The sequence below is a fragment of the Glaciimonas sp. PCH181 genome (assembly GCF_003056055.1).
Lineage (GTDB): Bacteria > Pseudomonadota > Gammaproteobacteria > Burkholderiales > Burkholderiaceae_D > Glaciimonas.
The window spans coordinates 1,760,098-1,786,522 of the sequence record NZ_PYFP01000001.1 but is presented as its reverse complement, the minus strand read 5'-3'; the positions used below and the strand labels follow the sequence as shown (position 1 = coordinate 1,786,522).

The 26,425-nt window shown below is 51.4% G+C and carries 26 protein-coding genes; all 26 read left to right on the top strand.

The features are described 5' to 3' along the window. The first annotated feature begins 8 nt into the window (after positions 1-8). The 26 genes from C7W93_RS08315 (at position 9) to C7W93_RS08190 (ending at position 26,420) form a co-directional block, all read left to right on the top strand. A complete protein-coding gene (locus tag C7W93_RS08315) occupies positions 9-1,328 on the top strand; it encodes a type II and III secretion system protein family protein (protein ID WP_108439587.1) in 1,320 nt (439 codons plus the stop codon). A 46-nt stretch (positions 1,329-1,374) separates the two neighbouring features. Further along, a complete protein-coding gene (locus C7W93_RS08310; protein ID WP_108439586.1) occupies positions 1,375-2,685 on the top strand; it encodes a hypothetical protein in 1,311 nt (436 codons plus the stop codon). An 84-nt stretch (positions 2,686-2,769) separates the two neighbouring features. Beyond that, complete coding sequence (locus C7W93_RS08305; protein WP_108439585.1) at positions 2,770-4,116, top strand: CpaF family protein; 1,347 nt, start codon at positions 2,770-2,772, stop codon at positions 4,114-4,116. Positions 4,117-4,118: 2 nt separating this feature from the next. Beyond that, positions 4,119-5,045, top strand: coding sequence for a type II secretion system F family protein (locus C7W93_RS08300; RefSeq protein WP_108439584.1), 927 nt, complete (start codon positions 4,119-4,121; stop codon positions 5,043-5,045). Positions 5,046-5,201: 156 nt separating this feature from the next. Then, positions 5,202-6,164 carry a type II secretion system F family protein gene (locus C7W93_RS08295; RefSeq protein WP_370446448.1) on the top strand — a complete coding sequence of 321 codons (963 nt, stop codon included), beginning with the start codon at positions 5,202-5,204 and terminating at the stop codon, positions 6,162-6,164. Next, entirely contained in the window at positions 6,161-7,078 is a 918-nt protein-coding gene (locus C7W93_RS08290) for a tetratricopeptide repeat protein (RefSeq protein ID WP_108439583.1), read from the top strand. Before C7W93_RS08295 ends, C7W93_RS08290 begins: the two co-directional genes overlap by 4 nt. Positions 7,079-7,165: 87 nt before the next feature. Continuing rightward, complete coding sequence (locus C7W93_RS08285) at positions 7,166-7,666, top strand: DUF3613 domain-containing protein (RefSeq protein ID WP_108439582.1); 501 nt, start codon at positions 7,166-7,168, stop codon at positions 7,664-7,666. Positions 7,667-7,719: 53 nt separating this feature from the next. Next, on the top strand, positions 7,720-9,813 hold the full coding sequence (locus C7W93_RS08280; protein ID WP_108439581.1) for a pilus assembly protein TadG-related protein: 2,094 nt from the start codon (positions 7,720-7,722) through the stop codon (positions 9,811-9,813). A 27-nt stretch (positions 9,814-9,840) separates the two neighbouring features. Further along, positions 9,841-10,158 carry a DUF4282 domain-containing protein gene (locus C7W93_RS08275; protein WP_108439580.1) on the top strand — a complete coding sequence of 106 codons (318 nt, stop codon included), beginning with the start codon at positions 9,841-9,843 and terminating at the stop codon, positions 10,156-10,158. 20 nt (positions 10,159-10,178) lie between these two features. After that, a complete protein-coding gene (locus tag C7W93_RS08270; RefSeq protein ID WP_108439579.1) occupies positions 10,179-11,546 on the top strand; it encodes a sigma 54-interacting transcriptional regulator in 1,368 nt (455 codons plus the stop codon). A gap of 178 nt (positions 11,547-11,724) precedes the next feature. After that, a complete protein-coding gene (locus tag C7W93_RS08265) occupies positions 11,725-12,432 on the top strand; it encodes a DUF2968 domain-containing protein (RefSeq protein WP_108440545.1) in 708 nt (235 codons plus the stop codon). Positions 12,433-12,729: 297 nt separating this feature from the next. Then, positions 12,730-12,921 (top strand): DUF1289 domain-containing protein, encoded by a 192-nt coding sequence (locus C7W93_RS08260; RefSeq protein WP_108439578.1) that lies wholly within the window; start codon positions 12,730-12,732, stop codon positions 12,919-12,921. Positions 12,922-13,194: 273 nt separating this feature from the next. Beyond that, positions 13,195-14,034: a beta-ketoacyl synthase chain length factor gene (locus C7W93_RS08255; protein WP_108439577.1), complete on the top strand. Its 840-nt coding sequence runs from the start codon at positions 13,195-13,197 to the stop codon at positions 14,032-14,034. A 178-nt stretch (positions 14,035-14,212) separates the two neighbouring features. Then, complete coding sequence (locus C7W93_RS08250) at positions 14,213-14,818, top strand: lysophospholipid acyltransferase family protein (RefSeq protein ID WP_370446406.1); 606 nt, start codon at positions 14,213-14,215, stop codon at positions 14,816-14,818. Next, a complete protein-coding gene (locus tag C7W93_RS08245) occupies positions 14,805-15,065 on the top strand; it encodes a phosphopantetheine-binding protein (RefSeq protein WP_108439575.1) in 261 nt (86 codons plus the stop codon). The genes C7W93_RS08250 and C7W93_RS08245 overlap by 14 nt, the downstream gene beginning before the upstream one ends. Before the next feature lie 46 nt (positions 15,066-15,111). Next, a complete protein-coding gene (locus C7W93_RS08240) occupies positions 15,112-15,366 on the top strand; it encodes an acyl carrier protein (RefSeq protein ID WP_108440544.1) in 255 nt (84 codons plus the stop codon). A 17-nt stretch (positions 15,367-15,383) separates the two neighbouring features. Beyond that, positions 15,384-15,986, top strand: a complete 603-nt coding sequence (locus tag C7W93_RS08235; protein WP_225869780.1) for a hypothetical protein — start codon at positions 15,384-15,386, stop codon at positions 15,984-15,986. After that, a complete protein-coding gene (locus C7W93_RS08230) occupies positions 15,979-17,805 on the top strand; it encodes an AMP-binding protein (protein ID WP_108439573.1) in 1,827 nt (608 codons plus the stop codon). The genes C7W93_RS08235 and C7W93_RS08230 overlap by 8 nt, the downstream gene beginning before the upstream one ends. Further along, on the top strand, positions 17,798-18,598 hold the full coding sequence (locus tag C7W93_RS08225) for a glycosyltransferase family 2 protein (protein WP_108439572.1): 801 nt from the start codon (positions 17,798-17,800) through the stop codon (positions 18,596-18,598). Before C7W93_RS08230 ends, C7W93_RS08225 begins: the two co-directional genes overlap by 8 nt. After that, complete coding sequence (locus C7W93_RS08220) at positions 18,595-19,554, top strand: acyltransferase (RefSeq protein WP_108439571.1); 960 nt, start codon at positions 18,595-18,597, stop codon at positions 19,552-19,554. Before C7W93_RS08225 ends, C7W93_RS08220 begins: the two co-directional genes overlap by 4 nt. Next, positions 19,541-21,109: a histidine ammonia-lyase gene (hutH, locus tag C7W93_RS08215; protein ID WP_108439570.1), complete on the top strand. Its 1,569-nt coding sequence runs from the start codon at positions 19,541-19,543 to the stop codon at positions 21,107-21,109. The genes C7W93_RS08220 and hutH overlap by 14 nt, the downstream gene beginning before the upstream one ends. Continuing rightward, complete coding sequence (locus C7W93_RS08210) at positions 21,102-21,530, top strand: thioesterase family protein (RefSeq protein WP_108439569.1); 429 nt, start codon at positions 21,102-21,104, stop codon at positions 21,528-21,530. The genes hutH and C7W93_RS08210 overlap by 8 nt, the downstream gene beginning before the upstream one ends. Then, a complete protein-coding gene (locus tag C7W93_RS08205; RefSeq protein ID WP_108439568.1) occupies positions 21,527-22,141 on the top strand; it encodes an outer membrane lipoprotein carrier protein LolA in 615 nt (204 codons plus the stop codon). The genes C7W93_RS08210 and C7W93_RS08205 overlap by 4 nt, the downstream gene beginning before the upstream one ends. Positions 22,142-22,217: 76 nt before the next feature. After that, positions 22,218-24,548, top strand: a complete 2,331-nt coding sequence (locus tag C7W93_RS08200) for an MMPL family transporter (protein ID WP_108440543.1) — start codon at positions 22,218-22,220, stop codon at positions 24,546-24,548. Between the two features lies 1 nt (position 24,549). Next, positions 24,550-25,791, top strand: coding sequence for an NAD(P)/FAD-dependent oxidoreductase (locus C7W93_RS08195; protein WP_108439567.1), 1,242 nt, complete (start codon positions 24,550-24,552; stop codon positions 25,789-25,791). Beyond that, on the top strand, positions 25,782-26,420 hold the full coding sequence (locus C7W93_RS08190; protein ID WP_108439566.1) for a DUF3261 domain-containing protein: 639 nt from the start codon (positions 25,782-25,784) through the stop codon (positions 26,418-26,420). Before C7W93_RS08195 ends, C7W93_RS08190 begins: the two co-directional genes overlap by 10 nt. Positions 26,421-26,425: the final 5 nt, after the last annotated feature.

Sequence of the window (26,425 nt, the reverse complement as noted above, 5' to 3'; positions counted from 1 at the left end):
TGCGACTCATGAAAATATACGACACAGTTTTGCCGTTGGCGCTGAGCGCGATAATGGTTCCCGTGGTTTCAATCGCTGCGCCTATAGCAGCGTCCACGGAGATTAGTTTGGGAATGCGCGAACAGCAGAGTATGACTGTTGCAGGAAGTCTTGAGCGAATTGCCGTAGCCGATCCCGAAGTCGCCGATGTCCTGATGGTGCGTGGTTCTGGCGGTAAGAGTGGTAGCGTTATTTTGGTGGGGAAAAAAGCCGGTAACACTACGGTCACTGTATGGTCAAAAGGCGCTTCTCCGATTGTCTGGCGCGTGAAAGTCGCTGGCGATATGCAAGCCGCCCTCGCCGGAAAAGGCGGCGCTGATATTCAGGTACGCGGGAATGCCGCCGTGATCAGCGGGCAGGCGTCTTCAACGCTGGCGCACGTCGGCAGTGTGGCGGCAGCAGCCGATGCTGTTGGCAAAGGGAAGGTCGTCGATATCGCGACCATCGACACCAGCGGTGTGGTCCAGATCGATGTGAAGATTGTGGAGTTTAGCAAGTCGGTTTTAAAAGAAGTTGGTTTTGATTTTGGTGCTGGTCTGAAGCGCGGTAATTTCAATTTTCAGTTAGGCAGCAATCTGGCTTCTAACGGCGGCCTGTCTACCGTCTCTTCAGCGTTTAATTTGCTGACCACTTTTAACCGCGGCAGCTATAACCTAAGCAGCAATTTAAAGTTAATTGAAGGCAACGGACTTGCACGCGTGCTAGCTGAACCATCGCTGACTGCATTATCGGGCCAAAGCGCAAGTTTTCTGGCGGGTGGTGAATTACCGATTCCGCAATCGGGCGGCCTTGGCACGACGACGATTGTTTATAAGCCTTTCGGGATTGGATTAACTGTTTCACCAACCATACTTTCCAAAGGCCGGATCGCGTTAAAAGTCGCGCCAGAGGCCAGCGAAATTGACTATAGCAATGCCATCGCGGTAGCGGGTATATCGATACCGGCTATTTCTACGCGTCGTGCGGACACGACAGTTGAACTGGGTGATGGTGAAAGTTTTGTGATTGGCGGATTGGTGTCACGCACCACTAAATCCAGTGTGAAAAAAATTCCATTACTAGGTGATCTTCCTATCCTAGGCAGTTTTTTCCGTAATCTGAGTTATAGCCAGGACGATAAAGAACTGGTGATTATTGTCACGCCGCACGTCGTCCAGCCAATTGCCAAAAATGTTCCGTTGCCATTGCCCGGTGAAGATCAGGAACGCCGCAATACACCTGGCAACGCCTGGGGTAGCTATTTGATGGGCGTTGCAGGTGCCGATGAAGTACCCGGATTTTCAAAGTAACGATTGAAAGAGAATAGGACAGGCTAGGACATTTTTGGATCACATCATGAATTCACGCAGCACAGCCCTAAATGAAATGACGGCATTAAGCCGTTTTGTGTTGTGTTCTGAAAATAACGAACAAGCAGAATGGCTGGGTAATACGCTTGGAAAATGGGGCGTCCTTTGGCAAGAGCATTGCGATTTGGCGATCCTTTTGCCGCGGGTTATCGAACTCAATCCCTTGCTGGTTCTATTAGATTTTTCTGGTCATCGGGCAAGAGATGGCAGTGCAACTTCGCGTGCGGAGGACAGCGCGACGGTGATCGCACGCTCCATCGAACTCGCGCAGGCCTTACGCGCTGCTGCCCCTGCTTTGCCGCTGGTTGCCATTGGTACTATGGCATATCCCGAAGGAGCATTAGCCGCCTGGCGTGCAGGGGTCAGCGACTTTATCGATATCAGTGCGGCGTCAGAAGATGCGCGGGAAGTTATTCAACGTGTGCTGACCAAGAAGGTGGTGGACATACCTGCACCGGTAAAACGCGGTCAGTTAGTGACCATGCTGGGTGCGCGTCCCGGTGTCGGAACCAGTACCTTAGCGGTGCATCTGGCGGATTTGCTTCAACGTCGGATTCAACCTAAAAATACAACTAAACCCGGTGCGGGGGTAAGTCGGGTCGGATTACTTGATTTGGGCTTGCCAGCGGGAGACGGCAAGCTGTATCTCAGCACGAGTGGAAATTTTGATTTTGCCGAGGCGGTACGCAATCTGCGGCGATTGGATGAAACGCTGGTGCATACCGCGTTGGCGCGCAGTGCAGGTGACGTTACGGTGATTTCGTTGCCTTTAAATTTGAGTGATATGCGCACGGTATCGCATCACGGCGCGCTGGCATTGCTGGATCGGTTGCGGATGTATTTCGATGTACTAATTGCCGATTTGGGCGGTTTTTCGAATCAGGAATTTGTCGCCAATCTGACCGGTGCGGCCGACCATGTATGGATGGTTACCGATCAGAGTATTGGTTCGTTGGTGTCTCTGGCCGATGCGGTCAAGGCGTTAGAGCCGGTGCCGCCCAGCGACCAGAAACGCCAGCTGATAGTGACCCGTTACGACGAACGTTTCGGGATGGCCGCTACCCAGATTGCAGAGCGTTTCAAATTGCCGTTAGTCGCAGTTTTGCCTGAACGCACGCGCAAACTCACTGCCAGTGCAAATGAGGGAAAGTTACTCCATGAAGTTGCGCCGCGGGATGCATATGTGCGTGCGGTTGAAGGTTTGATAGATCAGTTGACTGAACCTGCTGGAGTGAGTTCGCCTTTGCGCGGCCTTAATTTGGCGGGATGGCTGCCTAAAATGCTGCTACGGAAATAGCGTGATAACAAAGACGGTTTGCACGACGAAGCCGATGAAAGAACCCCAAATGATGGCCGTGAATAACAGACCGGAGATAAAGCCGTGAGCAACGAGATTGAATTTGCAGATGATGACCAGACTTTTTCCAATACACAGGAATTTCAGGATATCAAGACCGCGGCGTACGATCATTTACTGACACGCATAGAAGAGTTAGGGGCGGAGTTCGGCCGCTGGTCACGCAGTGCGATTCAGCAATTCGTTAATCTGGATGTGGATGGCTTTGTTCGACTGCAACGCATTCCGTTGAATGAGAGCGAAGTTCGCCAGATCGCTGATGCGTTGACCAAGGAGTTGGCAGGATTGGGGCCGCTGGAAGATTTGCTGTCGGATATGACGGTCGAAGATATTCTGATTAACGGGTACAACCATGTGTTTGTGTCACGCCATGGCGTGTTGCAGCGCGAGACCTTACGCTTTACCGATAACGCGCATTTGCTGCGTATCGTGCGCCGCATTCTGGCCCCGTTAGGACGCCGCCTTGACGAGTCGAATCCGATGGTTGATGCGCGTTTGCCTGACGGTGGACGACTCAATGTGGTGATTGAGCCGTTGTCTGTAGACGGGCCAATGGTATCGATCCGGAAGTTTCGGAAAGAGCCGTTGAAGCCGAACGATTTACTCAATCTCGGCAGTATGAATCAAGAGATATATACGTTGCTTGAGAATGCGGTAAAAGCACGTTGCAATATTCTGGTATCTGGTGGAACCAGTTCCGGTAAAACATCCTTACTCAACGCGCTGGCATTTTTTATCACCGATAGCGAACGGGTTGTGACCGTCGAAGATACGGCTGAGTTGTGCCTGAATCATCCGCATGTGGTGCGATTGGAGTCGCGTCTCGGCGGCTTTGAAGGCAGTGGTGCAGTCAGTATTCGCGATTTGATCCGCAATAGTTTGCGGATGCGTCCGGACCGCATTATCGTCGGTGAGGTGCGTGGTGCTGAAGTGCTGGAAATGCTGCAAGCAATGAACACCGGTCACGATGGCTCGATGGGAACTATCCATGCCAATTCACCGCGTGAATGTTTGTATCGGATTGAAATGCTGGCAGGTTTTGCAGGATTTCAAGGCAGTGAATCCAGCTTGCGGCGTCAGATTGCAGGCGCGTTGGATTTTATCGTGCAGATCGGGCGACTGCCCAACGGTCGGCGCAGGATCGTCTCGGTGACAGAGGTCACTGGTGTCGGCGACAACATGATTACGTTACAAGAACTGTATCGTCATGAAAGCTTCATTTCGCCAGATGGCGAAGAGGCTGATCGCTGGGTTTCGTTAGGTATCTTTCCGCATTCGCCGAAGTTACAACGTCAACGTCAGTTGGGGCAGCAAAGCGGCACGGGTAACGCCAAACCTTACGCCGGTGGTGGTCTGCCGGAAAGGCGTTAACCATGCATCCGGCACTCTGGCTCATCACGATCGCATTAGTACTGGCCGCCGCCGCGATGTGGTTATGGCAACGCGCAGCGGGGCGTGTGCGGCAAGACCTCAGCGCCGCCTTTGCCAATCAACAGATTCAGGACAGGCAGAGGAGTTCAGCGGTCGTGGCTGGTCCGCAGGATGTGGTCGTTCGACGTTTTCAGACGGAAGCATTGCGGTATTTCTTTTTACGCGCAGGCATACAAGATCCTTCGAGCAAGCTGTATTTGAAATTGATATTTCCGGGCGTGGTGTTGATTGTAGTGGCAGGTTTATTCGGTGGGTTCTTCTCGGCGTTGGGAACGTTTCTGCTGTATGTGCTGTTACTGAATTTTCATTTTTGGTTAAAAACGTCGAAATTACAACGCACTATGGTGCGGCAATTGCCGGGATTTCTGGATACGTTAGTAAGACTGGTAACGATAGGGAACAGTATCGGCTCGGCATTTCAGACGGCCATTGTGAGTGTCGATGGACCGTTACGCCTAGTGCTGGATCGTGCGAATCGTCAGGTTCAGGCAGGGGTGGATTTAGAGCATGCCTTGTCGCGGGAAGCCCTTATTTTTCGTTTTAAGGAATTGGAACTGGTGGCAACGGTAATCGGTGTAGCAGGTCGTTTTGGCGGCCGTTCAGATCAGGTGCTGGACCGCATGGGAGCCTTCATGCGAGATTTGGCGCATTCACGTCAGGAACTATCAGCGTTATCTGCTGAAATCCGGTTGTCAGCCTGGATCATGGGATTAATGCCCATCGGGATCGGGATCTTTTTAGTGATTTTTAATAACAATATGTTCGTTGGGATGTGGAACGATCCTATCGGACAAAAAATGTTGATCGGCGCCGTGATACTACAAATAGTCGGTGGTTTTTGGTTATATCGGTTAGCAAAGACGATGTAACTGCTGGATCAAATGAGGACTTACGCAATATTGACTTGGACGACTTATTTATGACGATCATCTCCGAAATTTCTCACATTTATGGTGGATTGTATTGGTAGACGTGATGGGTAAGTTTGGTGTCGGGAAAGTTTGCGTAAGTTTATAACAGAGGGGATGGCGTTGAGCGCAACACAACACACATTGGTTATTCTGGCGATCTTATTGATTGCTGCGGCCTCGTTCCTGGTTGGTGGGGCGTTGTTGGCGCGAGGTTGGCGATTCAAGCGAAATCTCAATACCGTTGACCAAAAGATCGCAGCGAATGAACGTGCTACAGGCATGCTGGAGCCTGAACCCAAAAGCGTCCGATGGCAGGATCGGATCGTGGCGATGGGAGCGGATTGGGTTGATACGCCATTTGGTCGGCAACTGGTCGCTGAAGAAGATCGTCATTTGCTGGATCAATGCGGCGTTAATGACAAACGTGGACAGGCGCAATTTTTTGTGGCCCGTATGACTCTGGCAATTTTCTTTCCGCTGTGTGGCTTTTTTCTGCTTGCAAATTCTACTTGGATGCGTTTTGCGCTGATTATGTTTTTTGGACTGGCAATTGGTTATATGTTGCCGAAATGGGTAATGCAGCGGGTTGCCGCCGAACGCGGACGTAAAGTTTCTGAAGAATTGCCGTTGCTGATCGATTTATTACGTTTGCTGCAAGGCGTTGGTTTGTCGGTCGATCAGAGTCTTCACGTGATTGAAACCGAGTTCAGTAATGTGTTGCAAGTGTTGGGCGAAGAAATCGCCATTGCTTCGCGCCAGTATCGCGCCGGACGCACGCGTGAACAATCGATGCGGCGGTTCTCGACTGTGTTTGACAATGAAGATTTGCAATCGATAGCACGTTTGATTGTGCAGGTTGAGCATCATGGCGGGGCGGTCCAAGAACCGTTAAAGCTGTTCAGCGAGCGTATTCGCGAGCAACGTAAGCTCGATATGAAAGAGCGCGTAGGTAAGCTCACCGTCAAGATGACGGGCGTCATGGTGCTGACCTTGTTGCCGGGTTTGCTGATCATTACGGGTGGTGTCGGTTTTCTCGCAGTAATCCGTGCATTGACAAAAATAGCGGGAAATGTATGAACAACATTTTGCATCTTGAGGTGGCAAGCACGAAGCAAGGCAACGCTTGGAAAAAGTGTGTACTGCCAATATTTGCGATTGCTATGGCTGTTTCCGGCTGCTCTACTGATTCAGCTGCACGCTTATATACGGAGCAAAATCAGGCCGCACAATTACGGCAAGAGGCAGAAAATACACCCGCGAAGCCAGATAACAAAGGCATGTATATAGGCTTGATTAAACAGATGCAGGCGCAAGGTTTGTTCTTTGCGTCGCTGGCACATATCGACGCGTTCGAGCAGCAATTTGGTTCGCAGCCGGAGGTACAACGTTTGCGGGGCGATGCGTTAAGAGAAACCAAACAACCGGAAGTTGCGGAAGTCGTCTATCGCAGTTTGCTAAAAACTTCTGAGGCATCGGCTGCGTGGCATGGGCTGGGATTGTTGGCGGGCCAAAGCGGCAATTTTAGTGCTGCCGTGCCGCTGCTGCAGGCGGCTGCGAAACGCGAGCCAACCAATCCGATCATGTTGAATGATTTGGGATTTGCATTGTTGCGTAGCGGCGATAAAAATGGCGCGCGCGTCCCGTTAGCGCAGGCCGCCGAACTGGCACCAGACAACCGTAAAATTATTGCCAATCTAGCTTTGCTATTGCTGGTATCCGGTGATTTTAAAAAAGCTGGTGCAGTGATGGATCAAGGCAAAATATCTCCTGATAGTCGCGTTGCGATTTATTTGTTGGCTGACCAAATTAAGATCAGTCGTCCGCCAACTTCCGCACCAGCGACCGCAGCGACACCGCTCGCGGCACAGACTCCAAAGCAGCAGAAGCCGGCGAACGTTGCCCGTTCGACTCCGACAGAGAGTATAGAGCTGCCTACGACCCGTTTTCAGACGTTACTGGACCGGTTTGGCAATGGTAGTTCGGGTAGTTGATGCTGGCGTTGCATTGATAAGCAGTAATAGTTCGGCCCTCGGCCATGATGGTCGCAACGATGATATTTAATATTTCAAAGGCAAAAAATGAAAGCCCAACACACTCTTCGCTCCACATCGGTCCTGACGCGCAATGTGACGTTATTTGCGTTGCTGACGATGGGGTTTTTACCTGCGTTGCAGGCGCAAAGTAATCAGCCTGTGACCGGCAATATGGCGCAGGCACCGATGACTACGCCAGCGCCTGTTGCGCCGCCGCGTGCTACTTACGTTGCGCCGACGCAGCCGGTCGCACCGCCGCAAGCCGCTGCTTATGTGGAACCACCGGTTGCTCCGGTCGCTGCAGCAGCTGTGCAAGAGCCAGCGCCAGCGCCGACTCCTGTAGCGGAGCAGGCAATTCCCCGAACACGTGTTGGCGACGTGACCCGTACCTTGTTGCAGGCGCAGGCGGATGGCCGCGTTGCCGCTCCTCGCTTGCCAATGTTAGGTGCTGCCGCCGATGCCAGCTATCAGCGTTATCTGGAGAGTTTCAAGCACCCGTTGCCAGAATTTTTTGAAAATAAAGTAGCGAAGAGTGCTTCAAACTGAGTTTTATCCGCGTCCGATAACCCCATCTGATCGACATACTTAAGCCACCTTTTATGCATTTACTTTCTCTTCTCTCTGCGCATTCCCGGCTGCCAGTAAAACGGCATACGGGTGACCGTGAAGGTCGTCAGCAGGGCGGCATATTCGTGATGGCGGCGATTTTTTTGTCGATTATCGTAATTTTGCTTTCGGCGATTGATATTGGCTATCTTTTTTATAAAAAGCGGGACTTGCAGAAAGTCGCAGATTTAGCCGCTTTGGCGGGCGCGCAAGCACTGTCTAAAGCGGCATTTAACTGTAGTGCTGCAGGGCCGGCGGCAACTTTTAATGCGAATTTAAATAATTTTTCGATCGTTGCTCCAAATGTTTCGACCAATACCATAGCAACTACGTGTGGCCGATGGGATCCGCAAACGACGCCAGCATTGTCAACAGTTCAGACGTATGAAGCGCCGCTGGCTAAAAATTTTGGGACGCCAAAAGCGACCATTAATTTTAATGCAGTCAAAGTGATCGTCTCTGCAAATGTGTCGGGATTTTTTGGTCTGAGGCCGCAGATAGTGGTCGCGCAGGCAATTGCTTCGGTGTCGGATCCTTATGCTGCGTTTTCTGTGGGTTCTGAGTTGTTGGGAGTAAAGGGGGGCGTGGTGCCTGGTCTGCTGTCGGCTTTGGGGTTGAATATTAATGGGACTTCGCTGGTTTCTTACAAGGGGTTAGCCAGCGTATCAGTGGCACCCAGTGGGTTGTTGAAGGCTTTGGGTTTTGAGATACCGTTGCATGCAGATGTTGGTACTGTCAGAAATATCTTGCAGTTGACGACCAGCGGTTGCAGTGCTGGAGTGTGCACATTAGAGGCATTGCTGGGCGCAGTTTCTACTGTCGGTGGACAACAGAATCTTGTCAGCGCACTTGGGCTGAGTGTGTCACAACTTAGTTTAAAGGTGCCGTTGTTATCTGACGCAAGTGGGCGCGGTGGTTTATTGACATTGAATGCGGCTGATGGGCAATCGGCATTAAATGCGAGTTTAAGTGCGTTGAATGTTGTGAGTACCGCAATTGGGATTGCTAATAATCAGAATTTTGGTAAAACCGCTGTAGGAATCTCGCTGCCGCCACTCGTATCCATTAGTGCACAGATGGGAATCGTGGAACCGCCATCTATCGGTATTGGTGGTTTAGGAACCACTGCTTACACGGCGCAGGTTCGGTTGTATGCACGCATTAAGGCAAGCTTACCTGCCGTTTTAAATGTTGATTTGCCCATCATCATTGATCTGGTTAATGGGATGGGTACATTGACCAAGTTATGCACGACAAAAGATAGTGGTGGAAATGATCAGGCAGAGATCGCAGTCCAAGCGCCGCTTGTTAGTCTTTGTGTGGGCGGGATCAATGGTGCGACTAGTACTACGACGCCTCCTATTGATGATCCCTTAATTGTTAAAACGGTGTTCTCGACCCAAGGTGTTTGTAAGAGCAATATGACAGATTATCCGATGGTATCGTTGCTTGGGACGACTTTGGTAAGCAAGCCGATCACCATTGATGCGCTACCAAATAATGCTCCTCCATTGACCTTGATTAAGAACCAAACATTATCGACGCAAGATAACGGGTTACAAATTGGTACCACTGTGAGTGCGCTGCTCAACTCTTTGCTCGGGACCGTTCTTAGTGCGGGATCGACTACGACAAGCGATAACTTGGCAACAGCATTATTAGGTTCGATTGGCAATACTGCAAATAGCGTTTTAAATTACACCAACGGAGCGTTAAAAGTATTGCAAACTTTCGTAAATAGCGTAGGGAGCGGAAACTTACTTGCTAGCGTTGGCACTCTGGTCGGGGGGCTATTGAACTCGTTGGGAAATCTCTTAGGTGGCATATTAGGAGGCCTTATTGGGCCATGCAGCATATTTTCATCCGCCGCTACTTGTGTCGCTAGCACCATTCCCGATACTCCTGGTACTGGCGGCCAACCCAGCAGTCTTTTGTTGACGGTGCTCGGACTAGTCGTCAATTTACTAAACGGTTTAGGTGGCGCTCTATCCGGACTACTCACACAACTCGGCATTCATCTGGGTGTCGTCGACGTTAATTTGATGGATCTTAATTGCGGCGGTGGCTCTGTCAGCCTGGTTTATTAATCGAATGCATAAAATGAGATTTTCAAGATGACCACTAAGCAAACAAAAATCACGAAGCTATCTTATTTTTTGGGCTTTGAACAACTGATAGCCCCGTTCCTAATCAAGTTGATTTATTGGATCGGCATTGTCGTTATCATCGTTGGCGGCGGCGTCAGCATTTTTACCAGCGGTGGTTTTGGGCGTGGATTATTGGCGCTGGTAGCGTTATTTTTTGGGTTGCTAATCTGGCGCGTGATTAGTGAATTATGGATTTTGGCATTTAGTATTTTTCAGCGACTCGGCGAAATCCGCGATTTGTTAGCGGGTCAAAAAAGTGTGGTTGAAGAAAAGCACGAAGAGTAAAGATGAGTGAGTGTAAATAAATGGAAAACAAGCTATTCCCAGAAAGCCTGGATATTTATGTCTGGGAAGGCAAGTCCGATATCGCCGATCGGATTGCGCATTGTCTGAGCAGTTTTGATGTTCAGGTGATTCGTGCCGATGGTATGTCTGTCACCCGCGACATAGTATCGTTGCGGCCTTCCATCGCTGTAATGTCTGTCAGTGTGATTGATCGTGGTGAGTTTTCCGCAGAAGATTGGCAAAAAGCGCATTGCATGCCTGTGATTTGGGTTGCTGAGGTGGGGCGCACTGCCAATCCTCGCGTCTATCCGACTGAGTATTCGCACATTCTGATGCGTGATTTTACGTGCGCGGAGTTGCGCATGCTGGTGTTCCGTCTGGCCGCAGAATTGCACGCGAATAATGCGCCGGAACACAAGCCGCAACCGTTGATTGCGCAATCCGAATGCATGCAGGCTTTGGTGGCCGAGGCAGAGGCGTTTGCAGATTGTGAATCCAGCGTTCTGATCATGGGCGAAACTGGCGTCGGCAAAGAGCGCATTGCACAGCTATTGCATCAACGCCATGGACGCTATCGTCTGGGGCCGTTTGTGGCTGTCAATTGCGGCGCGATCCCTGATGGACTGTTTGAATCGCTATTTTTTGGTCACGCCAAAGGCGCGTTTACTGGCGCTTTGCTGGCACATAAAGGCTATTTTGAGCAGGCCGATGGCGGTACGTTATTTCTCGATGAAATTGGCGATTTGCCGCTTTATCAGCAAGTTAAACTATTACGCGTGCTAGAACAAAGTACCGTGACGCGATTAGGTTCGCAAGCTGAAATCAAACTGGATTTTCGGGTGGTTGCGGCGACCAACCGTAATTTGCGTGAGCAAGTTCAGCAAGATATGTTTCGCGCGGACTTATATTACCGCCTTGCCGTGATTGAACTGCGCGTACCGAATCTGCAAGAACGTGGCAGTATCGATAAAATTGCGATTTTTAGCGCGTTGCTGGGACAAACCTATGATGAGATTCCCGCGCCGCCGGATTGGTTGCTGGATTTGGTGGCAAACTCACGTTTTGCCGGGAATGTACGGGAATTGCGCAATGTAGCAGAGCGGGTGGGGATCATTTACCGCCAATTAGGGGTGTGGGATAAAGTGCGTATCGATCGTGTATTTACCATGCTGGGATCGCTGGAGCGCGCGGATGATACTAACGATCTGCTCGTTGTGCGTAAAAAAGGCGAACTGGCCGAGCGCAACAGAATCATTGCCGCACTTGACGCTAATGGCTGGCGGCGTCAGGATACCGCGCATGCAATCGGTATCAGTCGAAAAGTGTTGTGGGAGAAGATGCGAAAATTCCAAATTGCCGATACTGAGGCGGTTGGAGAGGCAGATTAGTCCGATAAACCACTAAAATTAGTGTAGTGCTTGCCTGAATGCGGAATGTTGAACAAAATAAACGTTTTAGACGCAAATCACGCTAGAATCGCTGTTAATTTTATGACATATATCAACGAATAAGAATTAACCGAAGGAAACAGGGATGAACGTATATGCATGCAATTGGGGCGTTGCAATGAGACGAGCGAAAAATAGCGTAGGAATAGGGTTGTTAGGGTTATGCATTGCCGGGTTATCAGTGAACGCCATTGCCCAGTCGTCATCGCGTTCTGCAGCAGCGCCGGTCCCCGCGTCAACGGCAAACTCTATGCCGGCAGCCAGCAATACCAGCGCCACAATAGATACTACCAACAGTACGATAGGCGAATTGCAACAATTGATGCAGGCGCAATCTGTGAGTGAATTGCGCACAACTTATAATGGTAATTACGGTTCTAGTCTGCTATTCAAGCCTGATAGCCGAACTTATTACGTCGCCTTATTTCAGCAAAAGAATTTCTGGCGCGTAGTGAAAACGGTCAATGAAGTCCAGGCAGAGCAGACTTATAAGAGTTTTGTCGGTCAGACCGAAAAACTGGCTGAAGTCGACATTCGCCGGATTAAGCTGGAAGCCGAAAAGCAATATACCGAGCAGCTGATTTCGTCGCAGGAATCCCGTTTGATTGCACTGCAAAACGATTTGGCCGTACAGCGTCAGCAAGAGCAACGTGTTGCTGTTCAGCAAGATCAGTCGCGTCAACAAGCGCAGGCATTGACCAGCAAAGAGCAAAGCGCCAGAAACCAATTGGTTGCATTGCGTAGTCGGATTCGTGTGTTAGAAGCCCAGCAAACGATGATCGACGGTAACAATGCACCGGTTGTTGGTAAGGGCGGTCAAAAGTAATACTGAATAGATTGCGGACTGATTGGCATCCGTCCGTTTAAATTTATTTGCAAGGAAAAGCCAGCATATTGTTGCAGTATAACTGCAGCAATATGCTGGCTTTTTTACGTCTGGTGCATCGTAGATGAAGGTGGTATTTAATTTTTTTGGGGATGCTGCGCTAGCGCTTGTTATAGAATTGATGGCCGCGTAACGAAACGATTATGTCGTCGTTTAATTCTGGTATTGCCATAGAGCAATGCAAGATCATTTTCGCGTTTCATCTTACGCGTCTCATTTCCATTAATAAGGTTTTGCATGTCAGATTCTCCCCGGGAACGCCCCGATACTCCTTGTGTTGCAGTGTGTTCGACTACTTTTGATGACGTTTGCCGCGGTTGTGGGCGTACCGTAAACGAAGTCGCACACTGGGTTTTTATGACGGAAGACGAAAAAACCGTTGTCTGGGAGCGCATTACAGCCGAGGGTTACCCTAAGCGCAAGGGTTAAGCTTCGTGCTACATTTTTTGAGTCCTCTGTGGTCGCAACACCTTAAGTAATCTGCTAAAAAATAACTAAAAAGCAGGTTTTTTCTGCGCATAATCGATATTATTCAGTGCGGGATATCGATTCGCAAGGACGGTAATTTGGCCTTGAGGATGGCGTTAAACGGGCTGGCAGATAGGATATAATGCGGCCCAAAATACGCATTGCGCAGTTGTTCAATTCCCGGAATTGGTTGCTGTTTATATAATCGAATCAAGGGTTGCCGGAGGTGATGAAATGAATTGCGATCACGCCATCAACGGAATTCAGTTCTCAATTGCATCGCAAGCCGCGTGGGCGCCGGGGATAGAAACGGAGGCTGCATGGCAAACTTGGACGCATAACCGCTTTCACATTCAAGGCACGGCCGAACCAGCAGTGGCAGAGATGCCCGCCATGTTGCGCCGTCGTGCCGGATTTATTGGCAAGATGGCATTGGAAGTGGCCTATCGTTGCCTGAATGGGCGTACCGCAGCGGCGACCGTGTTTTGTTCTCGTCATGGCGAATGTGCCCGTTCGGTAGAGCTTTTACAAGATTTGGTGCAAGACAACCCGTTATCTCCCACCTCTTTTAGTCTCTCGGTGCATAACGCAACGGCGGGCCTGTTATCGATTGCGCGCCACGATCAGTCTAACCACAGTGCATTGTCGGCAGGTAGTAGCGGTGTCGAACATGCAGTGATCGAGGCTTGCGGATTGCTGGCGGATGGTGCTTCAGAAGTGTTGCTGGTGGTCTACGACGGTCTGTTGCCGACAGAGTTTATAGCGTTTCAGGATTGCGAAGATCAGCCGTTTGCCTGGGCCTGGTTACTTACATCGCCGCCTTCGGATGGCAAGCTGAGCGCCGACACTATCACCCTGAGTTGGGAGCCGATGGTCAACCACCAGGCTAGCGGTAACGTTATTGTTGCCAACGCATCTGAGGGTGCACAAAAAAGTGGCCTAATGAATGGACCAGATGTTGCGCTACCGCAACCGGCGGGATTAGAAGTGTTGCGGTTTCAACTACGCCAGGATCGGTCGCTAGATCGATTCGTCGATAATCGTCACTGGTGTTGGCGTCGTCATGCCGAGTAGCATGCTCAGGCAAGCAAGTCGCTGTTGGCGCGTTGGCGCAACGGGTTTTAGTTTTTTGACGTTTGGTTGCGGTGGTTTGCTATTGGGATGCGCAGTGTTCCCATTGTTGGGATTGTTTGTCCGTGCGCGGGAACGAAGGATCGTGATCGCCCGTCAAATCATTTCGATGGCTTTTCGCGTGTTTATTGCGCTTTTGCGCGGGTTATGCGTTTTGCGTTACGAAATTACCGGGTTGGAGCGATTAAATCGGCGAGGTTTACTGATTTTGGCCAATCACCCAAGCCTGATCGATACGGTTTTTTTAATGGCTTTTGTGAACGGTGCGGATTGCATCGTCAAAAGTCAGCTCTGGAAAAACCCGATAACCGGCGGCCCAGTCCGGGCAGCTGGTTATATTAGCAATGATTCTGGCGTAGGTTTGATGGCCGATTGTATTGCTTCTTTGCAACATGGAAATAACTTAATTATTTTTCCGGAGGGGACGCGTACAGATGGTCCCATCAAACTAAAACGTGGCGCTGCAAATATTGCTGTGCGGAATTTGTCGAATGTCACGCCGGTAGTGATTCGCTGTTTTCCACGTACTCTGGTGAAAGGCGAAAAATGGTGGCGCGTGCCGCCGGTAACAGCCCATTTTAGTATTGACGTAAAAGAAGATATCGACGTTCATGCCTTTGTTATGGCAGCCGGTGGTGACGGTAATGAAACGTTGGCTGCAAGACATTTAACGGCACATTTACAAGACTATTTTAAAAAGGAAAGCCAATCCAATGCAGCAGCTTGAAGAAGAGGTAAAGCAAGTCATCATTGATGTCTTGCAACTCGAAGATATGACAACGGTGGATATTGAGACCGATGCGCCGTTGTTTGTTGATGGACTTGGACTAGATTCAATCGATGCGCTTGAACTTGGGGTCGCCATCCAGAAGCGCTATGGTATTTCGTTGTCAGCAGATTCGGCGGAAACGCGTAACCATTTTGCTTCGGTACGCGCGCTAGTGGCGATGATTGCCAGCAATAGAAAAAAATAGGTATGAGATGACTGGCCCCACGAAGTTAAATCAACCCGCGACGGCGATGACTAAAGATGAGATTTATGTCTGGGTTGTCGACGTATTGCATGACATGTTCGAGATTGATAAAGCGAACGTGACACCGGAAGCCAACCTCTACACCGATCTGGATATCGATAGTATTGATGCCGTCGATCTGGTGGTGAAATTGAAGCAATTTACTGGCAAGCGTTTGCCCCCGGATGTGTTCAAAGCGGTCCGCACTGTGCAGGATGTAGTCGACGCAGTGGCAAGTTTGTTGGCAGAGGATATACAATAAAACGGTTTTTGCCTCGCTTGTCGCCAACTGTGTTGGCGGTGCTGACAGTGCTCGTCACGTTACTTTATCCACTCGCAATCTGGTTAGCCCACGGGCGCGTTTCGCCGCGCGTGCTGGCCTTGCTCCTCATCGTGGCCGCAGCGACCAGGCTGCCGACATTAAAATTAAATAAGGCCAGTCGCTGGCTGATCGTTGCCGCATTGTTGCTCGCCGCGATGGCAATCTGGAACAACGCGATGTTGCCGCTGAAGTTATATCCGGTCGTGGTTAATATCGGGATGCTTTGTGCGTTTGGCTATAGTTTGATCACGCCACCGTCGATGATTGAACGCATGGCGCGCCTGACCGATCCTGCGCTGCCCGCCTATGCAATCGTCTATACGCGTCGGGTAACGCAAGTGTGGTGCGGTTTTTTTGTGATCAACGGTGCGATTGCATTCATCACGGCATTTTGGGCCTCGCCCGCTGTGTGGAGCCTTTATAACGGCGTCATTGCCTACGTGGCGATGGGCGTGTTGTTTTCGGGTGAGTATTTGGTCAGAATTGTGATAAGACGGCGCCATCGTCGTCACCATCACGATCACGATGATGCTCAGTCAACAGGGCATATAAATGGCTAATTCGTGCGATTTGTTGTCGCTGCTTAAGATAAGGTCGAATAGCGATCCTGCCCGGCCATTTGCATGGCGCGATGGCGCGACGCTTGATCATGCGTATTTTTTTGCGCAGGTGAACGCCTGGCGCACATTATTTTTACGCCAGCCGGGGTCATGTTTTGCGTTATTTCTGACTGATAGTGTGACGTTTTCTTGTGCATTATTAGGTGCATGGCAAGCGGATAAAACCATTTATTTGCCCGGCGATGTATTGCCGGTCACCTGCGTTAATCTGGCGCGGGTGGTGCATGGTTTTGTGGGCGAATTTCCTTTGGAATATGCGCCGTTAATGCTGGTGTCATCCACGTTATCGACCGCGCACAGCGTGGACTATAAATTCAAAGCGCTGGAGCCAGATTTTCCGGGAGTGGTCATTTATACCTCCGGCAGTACCGGCGCGCCGCAAGCTGTGGCAAAGAAGTTATCCCAACTTTCGACTGAAGTAGCAACGCTGGAAAACCTTTTCGGCGAGCGCATCGGTCAGGCTGATATCATCGCCACCGTTTCGCATCAGCATATCTATGGCATGTTATTCAAAGTGTTATGGCCGCTAGCTACTGGCCGTATTTTGCATGCGCGGCATATCGAATTTTTAGAAGAGTTGTCGCCGCTGTTATATCGGATCGCACAGGCTGGCGACCGGTCCGCGATACTCATTTCTAGCCCTGCCCATCTGAAACGTATTCCTACGACGATGCAGCCAACATTGTTGGGTGGGTTGCGTGCGATATTTTCTTCAGGCGGCCCGTTATCGCAAGACGTTGCAGTGGAAGCCGGGCGCTTGCTGGGCCACGTTCCGATTGAGGTTTACGGCAGTTCTGAAACAGGCGGGATCGGCTGGCGTCAGCGCGCCTTTGGTGGTGCTGCGGTGGATGAAAGTTGGCGCGTCATGCCGGGGATTGTGTGGAGGATTGCGCCTGACGATGCCGTGCTCGAAATTTGTTCGCCGCATTTGCCCGATGCGCAATGGTTCAGTCTGGCGGATCAGGCGCAAGCGATTGATGCGGCGCATTTTTTGTTGCAGGGCAGGATTGATCGTATCGTCAAAGTGGAAGAAAAGCGGATTTCACTGGATGCGATAGAAGGGCAATTGAAAGCCTCCCATTTAGTCGCTGATGTGCGCGTTCTGTTGTTGGACAGCAGCGAACATCAGCGTCGTCAGCAGATCGCGGCGTTTGTCGTACTGTCCGATGCTGGCCGTATTTTGTTGGACGAAGAGGGCAAGCTGACGTTAAACCGGCGCTTGCGAGATGATATTGCGCCTGCGGTTGAGCGGATTGCATTGCCGCGTTGTTGGCGCTATCTCGACGCACTGCCAATGAATGCACAAGGCAAGACTACGCGGGCGGATTTATTGGCGCTGACGCCCCATTTTCCGTTGGCAGATAACGCAGTTAAGGCGACTGAACTTACAGTAACGCTCCCCGTGACGCGCCCCTATAAACGCGTGCTGGAAATGAACCCGGCGCAATCTCGCGTAGTGTTGGAACTGACCGTGCCGCGTGAGTTGTTATATTTTAAAGGCCATTTTGATGGTGCGCCGATTTTGCCCGGCGTGGTGCAGGTCGATTGGGCGATTGCTTACGGGCGGGAATACTTCAAACTTGCACCGCATTTTTTGAGCATGCATGCGCTTAAGTTTCAACGCGTTGTCATGCCAGAGGCGGTGTTGCAACTGGCGTTGCAGCATGATACGCAAAAATCTTCGCTGACTTTTCGGCTGACATCTTCCGCTGGTCAGCACGCAAGCGGACGTATCGTGTTTGGAAATAGTGATGAATAAAATAGAATCTAGCCAAAAATCGCTGCCAGTATTTAATCCTTGTGCAGTGATCCCCGTCTATAACCATGAGCATGCAATTGGCGTCGTGGTAAATGCCATTCTGGTCCATCGCCTGCCTTGCATCCTAGTGGATGACGGCAGTTCTGCGAAGTGCGCTGCGGTGCTGGCCGCGCTTGCGGCGGCTCATCCAGATCAAATTATTTTGCTGCGCCATAGCGTTAATCGCGGCAAGGGTGGCGCGGTAGTAACGGGTATTGAGCATGCCTCCGAGGTCGGCTTTACCCACGCTTTGCAAATTGATGCGGACGGTCAGCATTGCACCGATGATATTCCGCGTTTTTTGGCGCAGTCAGCGGCCCGGCCAGAGGCCGTGATCGCAGGTTGCCCGCAATACGATGAGAGTGTGCCCAAGCTACGCTTTTATGGACGCTACCTCACGCACATTTGGGTATGGATTAATACGTTGTCGCTAGAGATCAAGGATTCTATGTGCGGTTTTCGGGTGTATCCGTTGCCGCCATTTGTTGCGTTGGCGCGGCGTAGAGTACTCGGTCAACATATGGATTTCGATACAGACGTGATTGTGCGCTTGTATTGGGAGGGTATCCGGGTCATCAATTTTCCGACCAAAGTCGGTTATCCCAGTGATGGCGTTTCGCATTTTCGGATGGTGCAGGATAATTTGTTGATTACCCGCATGCACGCGACGCTGTTTGCCGGAATGTTGTTGCGTGCACCGCGCTTGCTGGCAAGAAATGTGAAGAAGTTTTTTAGATCACGGAGCAAGCCATGATGCCGGCGCATCGACATTGGGCGCAGATCAATGAAACTGGATTTGTGGCTGGTATGCGCTTGCTGTTCTGGTTATATCGCATCGCTGGTCGCTTGCCGTTTCGCTTAGTCCTTTATCCCGTACTTGGCTGGTATCTGGCGACAAAATCGTTAGCGCGGCATGCCTCAAAAGATTATTTGCGTCGGGTACAGGCCGCGTGTGTGGTTTGTCATATCGTAGCGCCGCGGGCCGACTTGCTTGGTGTACTCAAGCATTTCAGCGCATTCGCTGAAAGCATTCTGGACAAAATGTTGTTGTGGGGCGGTTTGTTCAAGACGCAGGACGTGATTTTTAGTGGCAAAACGCATATGCAGGCGAATATGCAGAGCCAGCGCGGTGGGTTATTGATTTGTGCGCATCTTGGCAATCTTGAGCTGTGCCGCGTGCTGTCGCGGCAATGTCGCGAATTGCGTATCACGGTGCTGGTGCACACCAAGCACGCCAAAGCCTTTAATCGATTATTGGCGCAACTGGACCCGGACAGTCAATTAAATTTGATGCAAGTGACTGAATTGACGCCCGCCATGGCGATGCTGCTGGCCGAAAAAGTGGCGCGGGGCGAGTTCGTGGCAATTGCCGGTGATCGTATTCCTGTATCACCCAATCCCCGGGTCGCGCATGCTACTTTTCTTGGCGCATCGGCACCATTTCCGATTGGCCCTTATGTGTTGGCAAGCGTGTTGCAATGCCCGGTTTATTTGTTGTTTGCACTCACCATTGGCGGCCGCTCAGAATGTCATTTTGAGGTGTTTCGCGATGCGATTTCGTTGCCGCGTAAACGGCGTGAGCAAGTGTTGGCTGAGCTGGCAACGGCATACGCAGCACGGCTGGAAACTTTCTGCATGAAAGCGCCGTTGCAATGGTTTAATTTTTACGATTTTTGGCATTTGTCTGGAATAAAAAATGATTCACGCTGATAGCAATCACTCTTCCAACATCACATCCCGAGATGTTCGTTTTGATCAGGGACGATTGACGATTGAAGACATCGTGGCGATCGCCGCCACCTCGGCGCAGGTTACGCTTTCCGCTGATCCTGCGTTTCGCGCTGCGATCACGCGCGGTGCAGATTTTCTGGATCGTTTGTTACGTGAGGATGGCACGATTTACGGCGTTACTACCGGCTATGGCGATTCGTGCACGGTGACTGTACCGGCTGAACTGATTCCGGAATTGCCGCATCATTTGTACACCTATCACGGCTGCGGATTGGGCGAACACTTTACGCCAGCGCAGACGCGGGCGATTCTGGCCGTACGACTGGCCTCGCTTTGCAAAGGCTATTCCGGCGTCAGCGTTGGTTTGCTGGAGCAGATTGCAAGACTTCTAAAAGAGGATTTGTTGCCGTTGATTCCTGCCGAGGGTTCAGTCGGTGCCAGCGGTGATTTAACACCGCTATCGTATCTGGCGGCAGTGCTGTGCGGGGAGCGCGAGGTGTGGCGCGACGGCAGCAAAGTGCCTGCAGCTGAGGCGCTGCGCTCAGTTGGGATGACGCCATTGCGATTGCGGCCTAAAGAGGGGCTGGCGATCATGAACGGCACTGCGGTCATGACAGCGCTGGCGTGTCTGGCCTTTGATCGGTCCGCCTATCTGGTGCGGATCGCCACGCGGATTACGGCGATGGCGAGCTTTGCGTTGGATGGTAATGCGCATCATTTTGACGAGGCACTTTTCGCTGTGAAGCCGCATGCCGGGCAGCAACAAGTTGCGGAATGGTTACGTCAGGATTTGCCTACACCTGATGCCCCACGTAATGAACAGCGTTTGCAGGATCGGTATTCGATTCGTTGTGCGCCGCATGTGATTGGCGTGCTGGCCGACGCGCTGCCATGGATGCGGCAATCGATTGAGAATGAATTGAATAGCGCCAACGATAATCCGATTATCGATGCCGAAAATGAGCGGGTTTTGCATGGCGGCCATTTCTACGGCGGCCACATTGCCTTCGCCATGGATAGTCTGAAAAATGCCGTCGCCAATGTCGCCGATTTATTGGACCGGCAAATGGCGCTGCTGGTGGATACCCGTTATAACCACGGTTTGCCGCCAAATCTGTCCGGGGCAGAAGGGCCGCGTGCCAGCATCAATCACGGTTTGAAAGCCTTGCAAATCAGCGCCTCGGCCTGGACCGCAGAGGCGCTTAAATTGACAATGCCAGCCTCAGTATTTTCTCGCTCGACTGAATGCCACAATCAGGACAAAGTCAGCATGGGAACGATTGCTGCGCGAGATTGTTTGCGTGTATTGCAACTGACTGAGCAGGTCATCGCAGCACTATTAATTAGCGTGCGTCAGGGCGTTTGGTTGCGCTGCCGGGTGGATGCCACCGCACAGCCGCAACAGAATTTGCAGGTGATGCTGGATGCGCTGGCTGACGATATTGCCGTAATTCAGGAAGACCGCATGCTGGAGCCGGATTTGCGACGATTGTTGGAGCGGATTCAGACGCAGGCATGGGCTTTATATGCATAAAAAAGAAAGCCGCTGGTCAGCCGAAATCGACTTGCAGATACAGTTTTACGATCTCGATCCGATGGAGATTGTCTGGCATGGTAATTACGTCAAATATCTGGAGCAAGCACGTTGTGCGCTGCTGGATGTGATTGGCTACAACTATCAGGAAATGCAAGCCTCTGGCTATGCGTGGCCGATAGTTGATTTGCATCTGCGTTACGTTAATCCGGCGACTTTCGGCCAGCACATCAATGTGCGGGCGACGATTGTCGAGTGGGAAAATCGCCTTAAGATAGATTATTTAATTACCGACAAAGCCAGTGGTCAGCGTTTGACCAAGGGGTCGACTACGCAAGTTGCGGTCAACATCGCTACGCGGGAAATGTGTTTTGCATCGCCTGCCGTGTTATTTCAAAAATTGGGAACTACCTCATCATGAAGCGTTTATACAACTCTGTATTGATCGCCGCTGGCGTATTTTTTTGTGCCTTTGCGCAAGCCGCCGCACCTGTTGCCAAAATTCAGGAAATGCTCGCCAAGCCGCCCGTGTTATGTGGGCGCTTCGATCAAACCAAACAATTGATGGGAATGAAAAAGCCGCTGCTATCGAATGGGCGGTTTTGTGTTGTCAGCGGCAAAGGCGTGCTGTGGCAGACCTTGAAGCCGTTCCCGAACACGCTGCGTCTGAAGCGCGATGAAATCGTGCAAATGCAGGGCGACCGCGTTGCGATGCGGATGGATGCCAAGCAGGAGCCGGTCGTCAGAATGATCAATAGCGTCTTGTTTTCATTGTTGGCTGGTGATTTGAGTCAGTTGGAAACGCTGTTCGACATGGATGGCAGTATTCAGGGAAATAGCTGGAAGGTTGCACTGAAAGCGCGGCAACCTGCGCTAGCCAATGCGATAGGAACACTGGCGTTAACCGGCGGCACATATGTCAAAAGCGTGACTATTAATGAAGCCAGCGGCGATCATACTGAGATTACGTTCTCTGCGTTACAGACCGGCGTAACGGCCATGACCGCTGAAGAAGGGGCGTCTCTTGACTAGTAGCGGCGCAACTCCCGATAGCGGACGCCGTTGGCCGAAACGGCTGGCGGTTATCTGGATATTGGTGGTTGGGTTGATGATGGGCCATAACGCTTATCTTTGGCTGGTGCAAAAGGTGGTGCCTGATACCGATATTCTGGCGTTGTTGCCAGTGGAACAGCGCGATCCTGTATTGCAGCAAGCCTTCACTCACATGGTCGATTCGGCGCAGCAACGTCTTATTGTATTGGTCGGTGCGGATGACTGGGGGCAGGCGCGCAAGGCCGCAGATGCCTATTCCGCAGTGTTGATGGCGCATCCCGCATTGTTTGAATCGACTGCGGCAATGTCTGAACAAACGCAGGCCGACTGGTTAGGGCCATCGCAACAAATGAGACTGAGTTTGTTGACCGCAGAGCAGCAAAAATTATTGCTTGAAAAGTCTCCCAGTTATTGGGTCGAGACGGCGCTGCAACAGTTATACAGCCCATTTTCCGGGCCTAAATTAGGCGCTTGGCAGGATGATCCGTTTGGCCTGTTTACCGGTTGGGTACAAGCCCGGGCGCAGGAAACGCCAGTCAGGCCGCGTGATGGGCATTTGTTTGTTGAGGCCAATGGGCGTCAGTACGCAATGTTGTTGCTGACGTTGCGGCAACCGGCGTTCTCAATGGCAACCCAGCAGGCGGTGTTGCCTTTGCTGGATGCAGCAGCAAAGTCCGCTCGTGGAGAGGTCCCTAAAGTGGAGTTAATTACCGCTGGAGTGGTGTTGCACGCGGGGGCTGCCAGTGCGCAGGCAAGTTCAGAAATGTCGACTATCGGCGTCGGCTCATTGCTCGGAATTGTGTTGTTGATGTGGCTGACTTTTGGTGCGTTTCGGCCGATTGGTTTGATCGTATTGTCGATTGCGATCGGCTGCCTTGGTGCATTTTCGATTTGTTGGCTGATTTTTGGACGCGTACATTTACTGACGTTGGTGTTTGGCGCTAGCTTGATTGGCGTGGCGCAGGATTACGGTATCTACTTTTTATGTAGTCGGGCGGGCAGCGATAAAGCGCTGACCTCGGCGCAATTATTACTGCGCTTATTGCCAGGATTGGCGCTGACATTGGCGGCAGCGGTGATTGGTTATATCGGCTTGGCATTGACGCCGTTTCCCGGTTTGCGCCAAATGGCGGTATTTTCGGTGCTGGGTTTGGTGTTTGCATGGCTGACGGTGATTTGCTGGTTCCCCGCACTGGTGCAGGCATCTACGCTGAAAGAGACGCGTTTTGCGGCGTGGCTCGGTGCAAGTCGCCATCACTGGCCATTGTTACGCTTGAATCGCGGGACATTATTGGCGGCGCTGTTGTTTGGGATATTTGCGGTGACGGGTCTGATGCGATTGCAAGTTAACGACGATATTCGCTCGTTGCAGACGTCGCCAAAGAAATTGCTGGACGACCAGATTAAGCTCTCCAAAATACTCGATGCACCGACGCCAGTGCAGTTTTATCTGGTGCGTGGCGACAGCGCAGAACAGGTCTTGCAGCGCGAAGAAGCATTGAGACTGCGTTTGGATCCGCTGATCGGACGGCATATTATCAGCGGTTATCAGGCGATGTCTAACTGGACTCCATCCATGCGTGTTCAGACAGCGAATCGGGTGTTGACGGAACAGGCTTTATTCAGCGCCGATGGTCCGTTGAAAGCGTTGGCGACGCAATTAGGCGAGGATGATAGCTGGATTGCGCAGATGCGGGCGCGAGCATTGAGCAGACCGGCTGCCGCTGGTGTTGGACTAACACCGGATGCCTTTTTGAAAACCGCTGCCAGTGAGCCGTCACGGCATCTCTGGTTAGGCAAGATCGCGGATGGACACGGCAATAGCTACGCCAGTATCGTGGCGCTGCGCGGTCTGGATAATTATGCCAATTTGCCGCTATTGCAACAAACTGCAGCACATCTTGATGGTGTGCAATGGGTTGATAAAGTGAGCGAGATTTCATCGGTTCTGGGCGATTATCGCGAATATATGGGGACTGTATTATTAGGTGCTTATGTCGCCATTTATTTGTTGCTGTTTGGCCGTTATCGATATGCGGCCTGGCGGGTGTTGACGGCCCCAGCGCTTGCCAGCATTGCGACGTTGGCGCTGTTGGGAATCATCGGGCAGCCATTACAAATGTTCCATGTGTTGGCGTTAATGCTGATATTGGGGCTTGGTGTGGATTATGGGATTTTTCTGCAAGAAAAAACTGACAAGAGTAATCATGGCGCTCGGTTTGCGTGGCTCGCCGTGTGTTTGTCGGCAGTCAGTGCATTGTTGTCCTTCGGTTTGCTGGCGTTATCTGGAACGCCTCCGTTGCATGCATTTGGTTTCACGATGTTGATTGGTATCGCGGTTGTATGGTTGATCGCCCCTTGTTTTAGCCAAATGAAAGAGACATGAAATGACCCCAATACAAGAAAAATGCGATGTTTTAGTAATCGGTGCGGGCCCGTCTGGATCAGTCGCCGCGGCTTTACTGCGGCAACAAGGCCGTCAGGTTTTGGTACTGGAACGCGAACAGTTTCCGCGTTTTAGTATTGGTGAGAGTTTATTGCCGCAGAGCATGGCGTATCTAGAGCAGGCGGGTATGTTGCAGGCGGTGGTGGAGGCGGGATTTCAGTATAAAAATGGCGCTGCTTTTGTACGTGGCGAGCAATACACCGACTTTGATTTTCGCGATAAACACGCGATCGGTTGGGGTACAACTTATCAAGTTCAGCGGGCTAGTTTTGACCATTTACTGGCGAAAGAGGCTGAGAAGGCCGGGGCGGAAATCCGCTTTCAGCACACGGTGACGGCGATCGATCTTGCAGCGGATAAACCGCGCGTCACGGTGCGCGGCGCAAATGGCGATGATTATCAAATAGAGGCAGGGTTTATTCTTGACGCTAGCGGCTTCGGTCGTGTCTTGCCGCGTTTGTTAGATTTGGAAACGCCGTCGAATTTTCCTGTCCGTGGCGCAATCTTTACGCACATCGAAGACGGTATCGTCGCCAATGTTGCTGGACATTTTGATCGCAACAAAATCCGCGTTACTGTCCACCCTCAACATTGCGATGTCTGGTATTGGTTAATTCCGTTTGCAGGTGGTCGCTGCTCGATTGGCGTGGTGGCTGAAACCGCTTTCCTGGAAAAGTACAAAGGATCTGATAGTGAGCGTCTGCAAGCTTTGGTCAATGAAGACCCGGCTTCGAAAAAACTACTGGAAAATGCCTGCTGGGATACGCCCGCACGTTCCATCGTGGGTTATTCAGCGAACGTTAAATCGTTGTGGGGCAAGGGCTATGCTTTGCTGGGGAATGCGGGGGAATTTCTTGATCCGGTATTTTCATCCGGTGTAACAATCGCGTTGAAATCCGCCAGTCTGGCTGCTGCGGTATTGCAGCGGCATTTCGCTGGTGCTGAAGTCGACTGGGAAAAAGAATACGCTATTCCGCTCAAGAAAGGTGTGGATACGTTCCGTACTTTTGTTGAGTCATGGTATGCCGGTGGTTTTCAGAATGTTATTTTTCATGAGCACCAGCAGCCAGAAGTGCGCCGCATGATTTCCGCGATTCTGGCTGGCTATGCCTGGGATGAGAGTAATCCGTATGTGCGGGAAAGCAAACGCCGTCTGAAAACCCTGGAGGAAATATGCAGCTGACCGGAAAATCGTGGCGTGGCTTGGCGCTGATGATGACGTTGGCAACGCTGATGGCTGGCTGTGCTACGACTAAACCGGCCGCACCGCCTGCAAGATTGGGCCTGAAGCTATCGCCAGCATCTTTGGGTGCAACCATTAGCCTGCAACAGCATTTGACGGTAGAGCGGAATGGTCGCACCGATCAACTGGATGCCGCGTTGGAGATCGATCCGCAGCAATTGACGATGGTGGGGCTGGCGTTCGGTCAGCGCGTACTCACTTTGCATTATGATGGGCAGAACTTGCAATCCTGGCGTCATCCGATGTTGCCATCGCAGGTTAGGGCCGAGGATGTATTGGAAGATACGCAATTAACCTTATGGCCAGTGGCGGCGATACGGCAGGCATTGCCACCGGGCTGGAAAATTGAACAACAGGGCTTACGCCGCACGATATCGTTGGATGATGTGCCGGTGACCGTGATTAATTACAGCAGCGCCGTGCCGTGGGGCTGTAAAGTAGCGTTAACCAATTTGCGTTATCACTATCGTTTAACGATTGAGTCGGAGGGCGGAGCGGATGTCCCCGGCGACGTCAGCGCCAAAGTTAAGCCGGTCCCTGGCACCGCAGCCGATGTGGCTGCACCTTAATCGGG

Coding starts and splice junctions, on each gene's coding strand:
- C7W93_RS08275 (WP_108439580.1), top strand. CDS start 9,841: ATGACCACTAAGCAAACAAAAATCACGAAGCTATCTTATTTTTTGGGC.
- C7W93_RS08300 (WP_108439584.1), top strand. CDS start 4,119: ATGCATCCGGCACTCTGGCTCATCACGATCGCATTAGTACTGGCCGCC.
- C7W93_RS08315 (WP_108439587.1), top strand. CDS start 9: ATGAAAATATACGACACAGTTTTGCCGTTGGCGCTGAGCGCGATAATG.
- C7W93_RS08205 (WP_108439568.1), top strand. CDS start 21,527: ATGAAGCGTTTATACAACTCTGTATTGATCGCCGCTGGCGTATTTTTT.
- C7W93_RS08290 (WP_108439583.1), top strand. CDS start 6,161: ATGAACAACATTTTGCATCTTGAGGTGGCAAGCACGAAGCAAGGCAAC.
- C7W93_RS08295 (WP_370446448.1), top strand. CDS start 5,202: ATGGCGTTGAGCGCAACACAACACACATTGGTTATTCTGGCGATCTTA.
- C7W93_RS08225 (WP_108439572.1), top strand. CDS start 17,798: ATGAATAAAATAGAATCTAGCCAAAAATCGCTGCCAGTATTTAATCCT.
- C7W93_RS08245 (WP_108439575.1), top strand. CDS start 14,805: ATGCAGCAGCTTGAAGAAGAGGTAAAGCAAGTCATCATTGATGTCTTG.
- C7W93_RS08310 (WP_108439586.1), top strand. CDS start 1,375: ATGAATTCACGCAGCACAGCCCTAAATGAAATGACGGCATTAAGCCGT.
- C7W93_RS08230 (WP_108439573.1), top strand. CDS start 15,979: ATGGCTAATTCGTGCGATTTGTTGTCGCTGCTTAAGATAAGGTCGAAT.
- C7W93_RS08255 (WP_108439577.1), top strand. CDS start 13,195: ATGAATTGCGATCACGCCATCAACGGAATTCAGTTCTCAATTGCATCG.
- C7W93_RS08220 (WP_108439571.1), top strand. CDS start 18,595: ATGATGCCGGCGCATCGACATTGGGCGCAGATCAATGAAACTGGATTT.
- C7W93_RS08200 (WP_108440543.1), top strand. CDS start 22,218: ATGATGGGCCATAACGCTTATCTTTGGCTGGTGCAAAAGGTGGTGCCT.
- C7W93_RS08240 (WP_108440544.1), top strand. CDS start 15,112: ATGACTAAAGATGAGATTTATGTCTGGGTTGTCGACGTATTGCATGAC.
- C7W93_RS08210 (WP_108439569.1), top strand. CDS start 21,102: ATGCATAAAAAAGAAAGCCGCTGGTCAGCCGAAATCGACTTGCAGATA.
- C7W93_RS08190 (WP_108439566.1), top strand. CDS start 25,782: ATGCAGCTGACCGGAAAATCGTGGCGTGGCTTGGCGCTGATGATGACG.
- C7W93_RS08285 (WP_108439582.1), top strand. CDS start 7,166: ATGAAAGCCCAACACACTCTTCGCTCCACATCGGTCCTGACGCGCAAT.
- C7W93_RS08280 (WP_108439581.1), top strand. CDS start 7,720: ATGCATTTACTTTCTCTTCTCTCTGCGCATTCCCGGCTGCCAGTAAAA.
- C7W93_RS08195 (WP_108439567.1), top strand. CDS start 24,550: ATGACCCCAATACAAGAAAAATGCGATGTTTTAGTAATCGGTGCGGGC.
- hutH (WP_108439570.1), top strand. CDS start 19,541: ATGATTCACGCTGATAGCAATCACTCTTCCAACATCACATCCCGAGAT.
- C7W93_RS08260 (WP_108439578.1), top strand. CDS start 12,730: ATGTCAGATTCTCCCCGGGAACGCCCCGATACTCCTTGTGTTGCAGTG.
- C7W93_RS08265 (WP_108440545.1), top strand. CDS start 11,725: ATGAGACGAGCGAAAAATAGCGTAGGAATAGGGTTGTTAGGGTTATGC.
- C7W93_RS08270 (WP_108439579.1), top strand. CDS start 10,179: ATGGAAAACAAGCTATTCCCAGAAAGCCTGGATATTTATGTCTGGGAA.